Source organism: Brachybacterium netajii (SeqCode) (assembly GCF_054114245.1).
Genome location: NZ_JBSYXB010000001.1, coordinates 435802 through 448375, shown reverse-complemented (window position 1 = coordinate 448375; position 12574 = coordinate 435802). Strand labels below are relative to the sequence as shown.

11 protein-coding genes are annotated in these 12574 nt (G+C 73.7%); 4 read left to right on the top strand and 7 right to left on the bottom strand.

The features are described 5' to 3' along the window. Positions 1-74 precede the first annotated feature (74 nt). From ACXET9_RS01990 to ACXET9_RS01960, 7 genes are all read right to left on the bottom strand, one after another. A complete protein-coding gene (locus ACXET9_RS01990; protein ID WP_457884372.1) occupies positions 75-1124 on the bottom strand; it encodes an LCP family protein in 1050 nt (349 codons plus the stop codon). A gap of 128 nt (positions 1125-1252) precedes the next feature. Next, on the bottom strand, positions 1253-2083 hold the full coding sequence (trmB, locus tag ACXET9_RS01985) for a tRNA (guanosine(46)-N7)-methyltransferase TrmB (RefSeq protein WP_457884370.1): 831 nt from the start codon (positions 2081-2083) through the stop codon (positions 1253-1255). Then, complete coding sequence (locus ACXET9_RS01980) at positions 2073-2510, bottom strand: QcrA and Rieske domain-containing protein (RefSeq protein WP_457884368.1); 438 nt, start codon at positions 2508-2510, stop codon at positions 2073-2075. The genes trmB and ACXET9_RS01980 overlap by 11 nt, the downstream gene beginning before the upstream one ends. Before the next feature lie 34 nt (positions 2511-2544). Continuing rightward, a complete protein-coding gene (gene def / locus ACXET9_RS01975) occupies positions 2545-3111 on the bottom strand; it encodes a peptide deformylase (protein WP_457884366.1) in 567 nt (188 codons plus the stop codon). Beyond that, a complete protein-coding gene (locus tag ACXET9_RS01970) occupies positions 3108-4460 on the bottom strand; it encodes a YihY/virulence factor BrkB family protein (RefSeq protein ID WP_457884364.1) in 1353 nt (450 codons plus the stop codon). The genes def and ACXET9_RS01970 overlap by 4 nt, the downstream gene beginning before the upstream one ends. A 140-nt stretch (positions 4461-4600) precedes the next feature. Beyond that, positions 4601-7150 carry a glycoside hydrolase family 65 protein gene (locus ACXET9_RS01965; RefSeq protein WP_457884362.1) on the bottom strand — a complete coding sequence of 850 codons (2550 nt, stop codon included), beginning with the start codon at positions 7148-7150 and terminating at the stop codon, positions 4601-4603. Beyond that, complete coding sequence (locus ACXET9_RS01960; protein WP_457884360.1) at positions 7147-7926, bottom strand: HAD-IA family hydrolase; 780 nt, start codon at positions 7924-7926, stop codon at positions 7147-7149. Before ACXET9_RS01960 ends, ACXET9_RS01965 begins: the two co-directional genes overlap by 4 nt. Before the next feature lie 147 nt (positions 7927-8073). Between ACXET9_RS01960 and ACXET9_RS01955 the strand changes: the two genes are divergently transcribed. The 4 genes from ACXET9_RS01955 to ACXET9_RS01940 all read left to right on the top strand — a co-directional run bounded on the left by ACXET9_RS01955 (position 8074) and on the right by ACXET9_RS01940 (position 12550). Further along, positions 8074-8721 (top strand): SRPBCC domain-containing protein, encoded by a 648-nt coding sequence (locus tag ACXET9_RS01955; RefSeq protein ID WP_457884358.1) that lies wholly within the window; start codon positions 8074-8076, stop codon positions 8719-8721. Between the two features lie 144 nt (positions 8722-8865). After that, positions 8866-10185: an MFS transporter gene (locus ACXET9_RS01950; protein ID WP_457884356.1), complete on the top strand. Its 1320-nt coding sequence runs from the start codon at positions 8866-8868 to the stop codon at positions 10183-10185. A gap of 53 nt (positions 10186-10238) precedes the next feature. Next, positions 10239-10898, top strand: coding sequence for an ABC transporter ATP-binding protein (locus ACXET9_RS01945; protein ID WP_457884354.1), 660 nt, complete (start codon positions 10239-10241; stop codon positions 10896-10898). Beyond that, on the top strand, positions 10895-12550 hold the full coding sequence (locus ACXET9_RS01940; protein ID WP_457884352.1) for a hypothetical protein: 1656 nt from the start codon (positions 10895-10897) through the stop codon (positions 12548-12550). Before ACXET9_RS01945 ends, ACXET9_RS01940 begins: the two co-directional genes overlap by 4 nt. Positions 12551-12574 lie beyond the last annotated feature (24 nt).

Below are 12574 nucleotides of genomic sequence, written 5' to 3'. Positions count from 1 at the left end.
GGAGCGGGCCGGGAGAGCGGTCGTGACGCGGATCGTGACGTCCTCGCGGCATCGGTCGCGAGGACGATGCGCCGTCAGTACTTCCCGGCGTTCTCAGCGTAGTAGGTGCCGACGGTGTCGTTCTGCAGGGCGTCCCGCAGCACGTCCATGGCGTCCTCGTCGGTCGCGACTACGGAGGCACCGCCGCTGGTGGTGTACGGGTCGCCGTGCGGGACGGCGAGGAAGTACATGTCCGAGGTGCGGATGCTGCGCATCGACAGGCCCAGCTCGATCATCGTCGTCGGGGTCAGCCCGTCGTCGGTCGTCAGGTACGGGGCGATGGAGCCCACGGTGTCCCGCAGCTTCGCCGGGTTGGTGAAGGTGTCCGCGCTGATCAGCTCCGCGGCGATCGCCTTGAGCACCAGCTGCTGGTTCCGGTTGCGCTGGAAGTCGCCGTCGGAGAACTGCTTGCGGGAGCGGACGAAGGCGAGGGCCTCCTCGCCGTTCAGGTGCTGCTTGCCCTCGGTGAACTGGATGTCCCCGGCGGTGAAGTCCATCGGGACGTCGACGTCGATGCCGCCGAGCGTGTCCACCAGGCCCTGGATGCCCTCGAAGTCGATGAGCGCGACGTGGTCGATGGGGACGCCCACGTAGTTCTCCACCGTCGTCACCGCGAGGCTCACCCCGCCGAAGGCGAGGGCCGCGTTGATGCGGTCCTTGCCGAAGCCGGGGATGTCGACGTAGAGGTCGCGCGGGAAGGACATGATGAACACGCTCTCGCCGTCGTCGGAGACGTGGACGAGCATCATGACGTCCGAGCGCTGGCCGTAGACGCCCTCGGCGACGGCGTCCTCCGCGTTGCGCTTGTCGGAGCCGAGCAGCAGGAAGTTCTGCCCCGTGCCCTCGATCGCCTCGGGGGCCTCGCCGTCGGAGGCGCCACGGGTGATCGTGACGGTGCTGACCTTCTGGTACTCGGTGTTCAGGGAGCGCAGGTAGCCGCCCACGACGATGCCGACGCCGATCACCAGCGCGGCGACCACGCCGAGCGCGATCAGCGCGACACGGCGTCCGCGGCGGGAACCGGGTTCGGGGGAGTCCCCGTCCTCCCAGTCCGAGGGCAGTTCGACATCGTCGGGTGTGGTCATGGCGGGCTCGCTCTCATCGGGTGCGCGCTGGCACGTCCGGGAGTGTCACAGGATGCGGGAAGGACAGGGGGACGGCGGAACGGATCTCGGATGCGGCGCGGGAGATCCGGAGGAGCGCGCGACGCCGTTCAGCGGACGCGCGCGTACGCCAGATCCCATACTAGACGTCCGGCCCGGCGCCCCTTGCTCTCGAAGCTCGTCTTCACACGACCTTCGAAACGGGGTGCCCATCCTGTGCGGGCGAGGTCCTCAGGGACGGGATCGCTCGGCTCGCCCTCGGGCCGGGGGCCCTCCGGGTGCAGGGACCGCAGGCGCTCGTCGGCGTCGAGGACCTCGCGCATGTGGTGCGCGTACTGCGCCCAGTCCGTCGCCAGGCGCAGGACACCGCCGTCGGCCAGCAGCGGCACCACCGCGTCGAGGAACGGAGGGTTCACGAGGCGGCGCTTGTGGTGCTTCGCCTTGTGCCAGGGGTCGGGGAAGTACACCCACAGCTCCTGGATCGCCCCCTCGGGGAGCAGCGCCGGGAGGCTGCGCTGCGCGTCCAGCGGCAGCAGGCGGATGTTGCCGGGGAGCCCGGCCCGCTCGATGCGGTCGAGGGATTGGGCGAGCCCGGGCAGATACACCTCGACCGCCAGATGATCGCGGTCGGGACGGGCCGCGGCCGCGGCCGCGATGTTCTCGCCCAGCCCGCTGCCGACCTCCACCACCAGCGGTGCCCGGCGACCGAAGACCTCCTCGAGGTCGAGCGTCGCCCCCGGTGCGGGCAGGGTGTCGCGCTCACCGCGGGGGAGATCCAGGACGTAGCGCTCGGAGAGCCGGTCCCAGGCATCCTGCCGGCTCGAGGTCAGGCGGTCCCCGCGACGCACGAAGGAGACGACCTCGCGCCGCGTCCGCGGCGTCGCGGGCTCTGCGGCCGACGGGGGCTCTGCGGCCGACGGGACGGCGGGCTCAGGCGTCACGGTAGAGCGAGCCGTCCTTGATGCTCACGGCGATCGCCGGCAGCGGGGAGGCCGCGGGGCCCCGGAGCACCTCGGCGTTCGACGCGTCGAAGCGGGAGCCGTGGCAGGGGCAGTCGAGCTCTGCGCCGTCGTCGGCCATGGCCAGCGCGCAGCCGTTGTGCGTGCAGTAGCCCGAATAGGCGGTGAGATCCTCTCCGGCGCCGCGGACGATGAGCGCGAAGGGGCGCTGACCGCCGAAGTTCACCAGGGTGCTCGCGTTCTCCGGGATCTGGTCGAGCGGGACGCCGCCGTCATCCTCGGCGGGGATGGGGTCGGCGTCGCCGAAGCCCTGGTCCTCCGGGGCGCACCCGGCGAGGGCGCAGGCCCCGGCGGTGGCGGCGGCGGGGATCAGCAGGGCATGACGACGGCTCAGGCGAGGGAGGGACATGGGCGCCAGGATAGTCGGCTCCGCTGGGACGGGATCAGACGCGGTCGGCGGTGTTCTCGCGGGGGTCCCAGGTGAGCAGCCCGCGGGCGCGCCAGCCGCGCGCGCTCACGGCATCCAGCGCCTCCCGGCGGAGGGCGGGGGAGAGGCGGTCCACGTAGAGCGAGCCCTCCAGGTGGTCGACCTCGTGCTGCAGGCAGCGGGCGAGGACCCCGCCCTCGTCCTCCACGACGACCTCGGCGCCGCCGAGATCGATCCCGGTGACGCGAGCGCCGCGATGGCGGGCCGTGGGGAAGCCCTCGCCCGGGACGGAGAGGCAGCCCTCGATGGTCTCGTCGTCGAGCTCGAGCGGTCCGAAGCGCTCGAGCCGCGGATTGATCACGACGCCGCGGCGCAGCTCGCCCTGCGCGTCCTCGCAGGAGTAGACGAAGATCCGCCAGCGGGATCCGACCTGCGTGGCCGCGAGCCCTGCGCCGTCCGCCGCGTCGTTGGTCTCGAACATGTCCGCCACGAGGGTGCGGATGTCGTCGGTGACCTCGCGGACCTTGCGGGTGCGCTGCTCGAGCGCGCGGTGGCCGATGATGGTGATGGGGCGGACGGTCATGCGAGGGGATCTCCTGGGCGGGCGGGATGCTGCGGGTCCGGCGATGAGGGCGACGTCGGGTCCGGCGATGCGACCGGCGTCGGGTCCGGAGGCGAATCCGGGGACGGGCTCTCGGACGGCGTCCGGGCCGACGGAGAGTCTGTCATGGCCTCCGAGGCCGTCGCGACCGACGCCGTCGCGGCTGGGGCCGACGCGACCGGGACCGATGCGACCGGGGCCGACGGAGGACGGCCGGCGGCGCGCGGCTCGCTGGTCACGCGATGTCGCGCCGGCGGGTTCACGGCCAGCAGGCTGCCGGCGTCGACGATCCAGACCGACCGCTCCCGGCGCAGCGGCTCGCCCTCGCGGGCGGACAGCGCGACCGCGCGACCGATCCGTTCGGCCTCCTCGGCGTCCTCGGCCAGGAAGTCGAGGGTATGGGTCGCATGGGAGTCCAGCACGATCGTGTGCCAGGCCTCGAGCCCGCTCGCGATCTGCCGGGCGCGCAGGAACTCCGCGTCCAGGGCGGCGCCGCCGATGATGACGATGTTCGCCAGCCACAGCAGCATGAGGATGCCGATCAGCCCGTTGAGCACGGAGAGGACCTCGGTGAAGCGCGTCGCCAGGACCATGAGCTGGCCCAGCAGGTGCGCGGCGCCGAAGAGGGTGAGGACCGACAGCAGCGAGCCGAGGGTCATCAGCCGGTAGCGGGGGAGCCGGACGTTGGGGAAGAGGTAGTAGGCGAGGGACACGCCGATCACGAGGATCGCCAGCAGGATCGGCCACTTCACGAGGTTCCAGGCGTAGAACGCGGCGCGGGGGATCCCGATCAGCTCGCCGAGGGTCTGCGAGGCGTCGGAGCCGATCACGAGCATCGAGAGGGCGAGCAGCGCGACGGCGACGATCAGCACCGTCTCGCCGAACACGATCGTGCGGAAGCGCAGGAAGGGCCTGCCCTCGCGGGTGTCGTACACGCGGTGGAGCGCCCGGTGGAAGGCCGCGACGCCGTTGGAGGCGGACAGCAGCGAGCCCGCGGTGCCGAGCGTCAGCCCGATCAGTCCGCCGTTCGAGGACGAGACCGCGAGGATCGCCGAGACGAAGGGGCGCGGGTCCAGCGTCGGGAAGACCTCGTGGACCATCGCCGCGGCGGCCTCGACCGACTCGCGCCCGAAGCCGATCATCGACATCAGCGAGACGACGGCGACCGCCCCGGGGAAGAGCGAGAGCACCGCGTAGAAGGTCATCGTCCCCGCCACGTCCCACACCTGGATCTCCAGCATCCGCATGCGCACCCGGTTCAGGACGTGCAGGATGCTCAGCCGCGGATGCTCGTACTCCACGACGGGCCGCGGCCGGCGTCGTGGGGACATGGGGCTCCTCGGCTGGGGATGGGGTCTCGGGCAGGACCTCGGACGGGTTCTCGGACAGGTTCTCGGGCAGGTCCTCGGACGGGCAGGACCCCGCGGATGCCTCGGAGCCTAGTGGACCCGGTGCCCGCGCCGCGGGAGCCTCAGGCCTCCTCGATGATGTCGTCCGGATCGGTGTGCACCGGATACTCCCACGGGTCCTCGGGGTCCTTGGGCACGACCGAGGTGACGATCGTGCCGTCGGGCCGCTCGTCGCCGAGGCCGACGGGCGAGGAGAGCACGGCGTCGTCGAGGAAGGGCCCCTGATCGGCGAGGGCGACCACCGCGGTCCCGCCGTCGGCGCCGACGAGCACCCGCTCCCCGCGGACGGAGACCTCGACGGGCTCGCCGGTCTCGAGCGCGAAGGCGATCTCCGTGCGGGTGATCCGCACCCGGATCCGTGATCCGCGGATGGTCAGCGGGAAGCCCAGCTCGGGCCAGGAGTCGGGCAGGCGCGGATCGAAGGAGATCTCGCCGTCGTCCTGGCGCATGCCGCCGAAGCCGTGCACGAGGGCGTTCCACACGCCGCCGGCGGAGGCGATGTGGACGCCGTCGGAGGTGTTGCCGTGCAGGTCCCCGAGGTCGACGAACAGCCCGGTGCGGAAGTACTCCAGGGCCGCCTTCTGGTGCCCGATCTCCGCCGCCATGATCGACTGGACGACCGCGGAGAGGGAGGAGTCGCCGGTGGTGATCGGGTCGTAGTACTCGAAGTCGGCCCGCTTCTCCTCGGCGGTGAACTCGCTGCCCCGCAGGAACAGGGCGAGCACGACGTCGGCCTGCTTGAGCACCTGGAAGCGGTAGATCACCAGCGGGTGGTAGTTCAGCAGCAGCGGGAACGCCTCCGGCGGGGTCGCCGAGAGGTCCCACACCTCCCGTTCGAGGAAGCGGTCCTCCTGCAGGTGGATGCCCAGCGCCTCGTCCTTGGCGACGAACATGCCGTCGGCGCAGGCCGCCCACTCCTCGAGCTCGAGCTCGTCGAGCTCGAGCTCGGTCACCAGGGTCCGGTAGCGGGCCGGGTCCGCCGTCTCGAGGTCGCGCACGGCGCGCACCGCCCGACGCAGGTTGTAGCGCGCCATGACGTTGGTGAACATGTTGTTGTTGACCACCGTCGTGTACTCGTCGGGGCCGGTCACGCCGTGGATGTGGAAGCTCGCGTCGCCGTCGGCGGTGACTCGCCAGAAGCCGAGGTCCGCCCACATGCGGGCCGTCTCGACGAGCACCTCGACGCCGTCGCGGCGCTCGAAGCCGAGGTCGCCCGTCACGTCCGAGTACTGCGCGAAGGCGTAGGCGATGTCCGCGTCGATGTGGTACTGCGCGGTGCCGGCCGCGTAGTAGGCCGAGGCCTCGTCGCCGTTGATGGTGCGCCAGGGGAACAGCGCCCCGCGCTGGTTCAGCTCCCGGGCCCGCTCGCGGGCCTTGGGGAGCATCGTCGCGCGGAAGCGCAGCGCGTTGCGGGCCCAGGACGGCGAGGTGAAGGTCAGGAACGGGACGACGTACACCTCGGTGTCCCAGAAGTAGTGGCCCTCGTAGCCGGAGCCGGTGACGCCCTTGGCGGGGATGCCCCACTGGTCGGACCGGGCGGCGGCCTGCGCCAGCTGGAACAGGCACCAGCGGGCGGCCTGCTGCTCGACGGGCCGGCCCGGCAGCTGCACGTCCGAGCGCTCCCAGAAGTCGGCGAGATAGTCGGCCTGGTCGGTCCACTGGTGCTCGAAGCCCTCCTCGCGCACCCGGTCGAGGGTGCGGCGGCAGCGGTCGAACAGCTCGCGGTGGGGGACCGAGCGGGAGGAGTGGTAGGCGACGGCCTTGCGCACGCGCAGGGTCTGCCCGGGCCCGAGATGCGCGCGCACGACCTTGCGGCCGCGGTCCGCGGAGGTGTCCATGAGCTCCTCGGACTCGGCATCGCAGGCGATCTCGTGATCGGCGCCGACGGCCAGGGTCATGCCGGAGTCGGCGACGCGGAAGCCCAGCAGCAGGCGCCGCTCGCTGTGCCAGTCCTGCAGCGGTTCGAGCACGCGATGGGCGAAGGCGGTGGTCTTGCGCGGATCGGCCTTCTGCGTGATCGGCCCGTCGACCCCGTGGCCGAAGTCGTCGATCATGTCCTCGCGGTTGATGACCTGCGAGGAGATCGCCACCGGGGCGGCGCCGTCGAGCATGGTCACCTCCATCTCCATGAGCGCGAGGTGGCGCTGCGGGAAGGAGACCATCCGGCTGCTGCGCACCCGCACGCGCTTGCCCGAGGGCGTGCGCCACACCAGGTCGCGCCGCAGCACGCCCTCGCGGAAGTCGAGCGAGCGCTCGTACTCGAGGAGGTCGGCGACGCTCAGCAGCAGCGGCTCGTCGTCGACGTACAGCTTCATGACCGAGGAGTCCGGCACCGAGATCATCGTCTGCCCGGTGCGCGCGAAGCCGAAGGCGGACTCGGCATGCTGGATCGGCCAGGTCTCGTGGAAGCCGTTGAGGAAGGTGCCGTGGGAGTGCACGTCGCGGCCCTCCTCCGGGGTGCCGCGCATGCCCAGGTAGCCGTTGGCGGTCGCGAAGAGGGTCTCGAGGTGGCCGAGGTCGGCGCCGGGGCGGGACTCGACCAGGCGCCACTCGTCCACGGGCAGGTGGGTGCGGTCGACGGGGTCGGCGGGCACTCCGCGCAGTCGGCTCATGACAGCTCCTCCAGATCCGCGACCACGAGGGTCGCCCCGGCGGCGGCGAGGGCATCGGCCCCGGCGCCGCGATCCACGCCGACGACCGCGCCGAAGGCGCCGTCGGCCCCGGCCCGGACCCCCGAGACCGCATCCTCGTAGACGACCGCCTCGGCGGGCTCCGCGCCCAGGAGGCGGGCGGCGAAGAGGAAGGTGTCCGGGGCGGGCTTGCCCGGCAGGCCCTCCTCGAGGGCGACGTTGCCGTCGACGACGAGCTCGAAGCGATCGCGGAGCCCGGCGCCGGCCAGCACCTCCTCGGCATTGCGGGAGGAGGAGACGATCGCCAGGCGCCGGTCCGGCAGCGCGGCGAGACGGTCGAGATAGGCGACGGTCCCCGGATAGGGGGCCACGCCCTGCCGGATCAGCTCCAGCACCAGCACGTTCTTGCGGTTCCCGAGACCGCGGACGGTCTCCTGGCCCGGAGCCTGCTCGCCGTCGTCGGCGTCCTCGCCCTCGGGCAGGACGATCCCGCGGGAGGCGAGCATCGCCCGCACCCCGTCGTAGCGGGGCCGGCCGTCGACATGGGCGAAGTAGTCCGCCTCCGTGTACGGCTCGGCGACGCCACGGGAGGCGAGGAAGGCGGAGAACATGGCGTACCAGGCGCGCATGTGCAGCTCGGCGGTCGGGGTGACCACGCCGTCCAGGTCGAAGAGGTGGACGGGGAGGTCCGCCGGGGGGCGGGCCGTGGTCGCGGGGGTCGACGGGCGGGGGGTCTGCTCGGCGTTCACCCTCGCCATGCTAACCATGTCGCCGCCCGCGGCGCGGATCCCGCGGCCCATGGCGCGGATGCGGCGAAGTCGGCTACTCTGCCCGGGTCCGACCCCGTGCCGAGCGCCCCGCGCCGTGCACCGGCTCGGAGAGGAACGACCCCCGGCGAGGAGACCATGGTTCCCACCCGGTCGCTGTCCGTGATCGACGCGGTGCGACGACGACTCCATATCGACGACACGGGCGACCCCGTCACGGCGCGCCTGTCGCTGAGCACCAACATCGGCCTGGCCCCGGCGCGCCTGTGGCCGCTGCTGACGACCGTCGAGGGCCTCGCGACCTGGTACGGCCCGGTGACCGGCGCGCTGCGCGAGGGCGGGAGCCTCGCGCTCGCCGACGGCACGCGCGCACACGTGCTCGAGGTCGCCTCCCCGCACCGCATCGCGCTCGCCTGGGACCGCGGCCATGGCGAGGAGCCGCTGCTGATCCGCGTGGACCCGGAGGACGACGGCACCGCCGCGCTGCGGATCGTCCACGAGCTGACGATGCCGCGCGCCGTCTTCGAGGAGCGGGGCCCGGGCGCCGTCGCCGTCGGCTGGGAGGTCGCGCTGCTGCGCCTGGCCGCGGCCACCGACGGCTGGCGCGCGACCTGCATGGCCGACGTCCCGCACCCTGAGCCCGCCTGGCTGTCGACGCCCGACGGGGCCGAGCACCTGCGCGCCTGGGCGGTGCGCTGGGCGGCGGAGCAGCTCGCCGCCGGGGTCGACGAGGAGGCCGTCCGGCGCGGCGAGGAGGCCACGGTGGCCGCGCTCGGGCGCATCTGAGCGGACCGCGGAGGCGGCGAGGCGGAGCCAGCGGCTCGGAGGGAGCGGCTCGGAGGGGCCCGACCTGCTCCGCTGCGTGATGACGGCGGCCGATGCCCGGACGGTGTTTGCCTCGGCTCACTACCGGGTGGAAGACTCCCTCGCGTGCCATCCGCCGTCCCCTCCTCCGCCGCGGCGGTGATGCGCAGCCTCGTGCCGTCGGTCTACCTGCCGACGCTGCTCGAGTTCACCGGCCAGGCGGCCCTCATGCCGGTGATCCCGCTGATCGCCCTGCAGCTGGGCTTCACCGTCCCGCAGGCGGCGGTGCTCTCCCTCATCTTCGGGGTCGCCTCGTTCGTCGGCCCGATCCCCGCCGGGCGCGTCATCTCGCGCATCGGCGCCCGGGCGGCCCTCGTCGCCACCGGCATCGTGCTGGTCGTCGTGAACGTCGCCGCCTATGCCGTGATCACCCCCGGCCTCGAGCACGATCCCGGTGCGCTCCACCGGGGCGCGCTGATCGGCCTGCTCGCGGTCATGGCGGCCTCCTCCCAGATCTGGACGCTCGGGCGCCAGTCCTTCCTCGGCTCGGCGCTGCCGCCGACGCTCCGCGCCCGCGGCATGACGACCTTCGGCGGCATGATCCGCCTCGGCCAGGTCGTCGGCCCGCTGCTGGGCGCGCTCGTGCTCGGCCTCGGCCAGGACTCCCTCGCCTTCCTCTTCTACGCCACGACCTCGCTGGGCGCGACGGTCCTGGTGGGGTGCTTCCTCCCGCACGGCGAGGCCGCCGGGAGCGGTCGCGCCGCCGGACCCGTCGTCGGCCTGCGCGCCCGCAGCGAGGCCCGGCGCGCCCTGGATCGGGCCGTGCTCGCGCGGATGCTGTCGGTCGGCCTCGGCATCGCTCCGGTGATGATCGGCCGCGTCAACCGCACGACGATCGTCCCGCTGCTCGGCGCGGCCCTCGGCCTCGACTCGAGCTGGGTGTCGATCGTGTTCGGCGTCAGCGCGGTCGTCGAGATCCTCATGGTGCTCCCGGCCGGCACCCTCATGGACCGCTTCGGGAGGGCGGCCGTCGCGGTCCCGTGCGCCCTCTGCCTGGGGACGGGCTACGTGCTGATGGCGGTGCTCGTCACGATCGTCGGCGACGGGTCCCGCAGCGCCGCGGTGCTCGCCCTGGTGGTCCCGAGCGCGCTGATCGCCCTCGGCAACGGGCTCGGCTCCGGCATCGTCATGACCCTGGGGATCGACGTCTCCCCGGTCCACGGCCGCACCGGCTACCTCGCCTGGTGGAACACCATGCTCGGCGGCGGCGCGATGCTCGCGCCCCTGCTCGTCAGCGGCATCGCGCTGGTCGCCCCGGTGACCGTCGCCGGGGCGGTCACCGGGGGGCTCTGCCTCGCGGGCGGCTTCTGGCTGAGCCGGGTGCTGCCGCGGATGACGCCGTCGGGCGGAACGCGGACTGCCGGACGGCCCGCCTCCCGTCGCTGACGCCGAGACCTTCGACGGATCCGACGGCGCGCCCGGCGCGATGGAATGAGGGCATGCCCCTCTCCCCGTCGGCCGTTCCTCCTGCCGTCCTCGCCGAGCGGCTCGGCGTCGCGCTGGCCGCAGGCACCCTCCTGCGGCCGGTCGACCTCCGGCTCGATCGCGGTGAGATCCTCGCCGTCGAGGGCGCCAACGGCAGCGGGAAGACGACGCTGCTGCGCGCCGTCGCCGGGCTGATCGCCCCGAGCGAGGGGAGCGTGCACGTGCTCGGCCTGCCGCCCGATGACCGCGACCCGCGCGTGCGCCGCGGCCTCGCCGCGCTGATCGGCCCGCCGCAGACCGCCCGCGACCTCACCCTCGCCGAGCATCTCCGCTTCGTGTCCGCGACCTGGGGCGCCTCGGGCGGGCTGGCCCGGTCCACGGCTGACGGACTGCTCGCGGAGCTCGACATCGCGCGCCTCGCCGACCGCTACCCGCACGAGCTCTCCAGCGGGCAGGCGCAGCTGATGGCGCTCGCGCTCCTCCTCGCCCGCCCCGCCGAGGTCCTCGTCCTGGACGAGCCCGAGCAGCGGCTCGACGACGACCGCCTCGGCCTCGCGGCCGCCGCCCTGCGTCGACGCGCCGACGCCGGCTGCGCCGTGCTGCTGGCCACCCACAGCCCGCGCCTGCTCGAGAGCCTCGCGGACCGGCGGCTGCGGCTCGAGGAGGCGCGATGAGTCGGCGCCGCGCCACGGCGGCGCCGGCGTCGAGCCCGACAGGCGGCCCGGCGTCGAACCCGACGGGCGGCTTCACCGCCGCCCGCGCGATCTGGGACGAGCGCGACGGGGCCCGCACCGCGGCGCTGGACTCGGCCTACGACCTGTACGTCGCCGTCATGGTGCTGCTCGTAGGGGTCGCGCCGCTGATCCGTGGGGCCGCGCTCGCCCTGGCGCGCCCCGCACCGCTCGCGGCGCTGCTCTCGCCCGCCGCCGCGACGACGGGCCTCGCCCTCGTCTGCGCGGCGGGAGCGGTCCTCGTGCTCCTCGGGGCGCGACGGGGACCCGCGCTGCTGCCGCCCTTCCTCGTCGTCACCCTCGCCTCCGGTCCGGCCCCGCGCCGTCTCGCCCTGCGCCGTCCGTTCCTGCGCTCGGTGCTGCTGCTGGCGGGCCTCGTGCTGGTCATCGCGCTGCCGATCGGGAGCGCCCTGGCGCTCTCCGGCGCCGCGACCGCCGGACAGGTCGTGCTCGCGGGCGTCGGCGCCCTCGGCCTCGGGGCGCTGCTCGCGCAGTGCTGGCTCGCCGGCGAGCTGCTCGAGCCGGGTGCCCGCACGGCCGTCGCGGGCGCACTGACGCTGCTCGCCGTGCTCCTCGGTCTGATCGGCCCGTTCGGCAGCATGATCGGTGGTGCATTCGGCGGCGGGCCCGGCAGCAGGCTCGGCAGCGCGCTCACCGGTGCGCTCGCGGGTCCGACGGTACCGATCCTCGTGCTGGTCCTCGGCGCACTCGCGACGGCGGCCGGCATCCGCGCGCTGGATCGTGCGCGCGGGAGCGTGCTGCGGGCGCAGTCGCAGCGCTGGGACCGCACGACGGCGATCGCCCGCTCCGCCGATCTCGCCGGCGCCGTCGGGGAGATGCGCGACCTGCCGGGGCGGGGCCGCACTCTGCGGGCGCTGGGCGGCGGCCCGCTGGCATGGGTCTACCTGCGACGCGATGCGATCGCCTGGCTGCGCACCCCGCAGCGCGCCCTGCTCGGCGCCGTGCTCGTGCTCGCGGGCTCCCTCATCGTCGGCCTCGCGACCGGCGGCGGAGCGTGGGCCGGGACAGGAGCCGCTGCAGGAGTCGCTACAGGAGTCGGAGCCGGGTCCGGAACGGGGTCCGGCCTGGGCGGGGTGGTCGCGCTGCTGCTGGGCGGGACGGCTCTGCTGTGGTGGGGGACCGGCGCCTTCGTCGACGGGATCCGCCACGCGATCCACACCCTGGGCGCCCCGGTCCTGTTCGGGCAGAGCGCGGGAAGGCAGGCGCTCCTGCACAGCCTCGCGCCGACGCTGCTGCTGGGTCTCCTCACCGCGACGACGATCGTGGTGGCGGGCATGGCGCCGCTCGCGCCGCTGCTCGTGCCGATCCTCGTCGTCGGCCGGATCCGCGATGCGGCGAAGGGGCCGATGCCGCTCGCGCTGATGACGCCCATGCCGACCGTCCAGGGGGACTTCTCGGCGCTCATGATCCTCGGCTGGCAGGCGGACGCCCTGCTGATCACCCTCGTGGCGGCGCTCGCCGTCGGGATCGCGGGTGCGCTCCACGGCGCGGCGGGCGCCGCGATCGCGGCTCTCGTCGTCCTCGCGATCCTCGCGGCGATGGCGGCCCGGAGGATCCGCCGGTTGACGGGCTGACGGGCTGACAGGCCGACGGTGCAG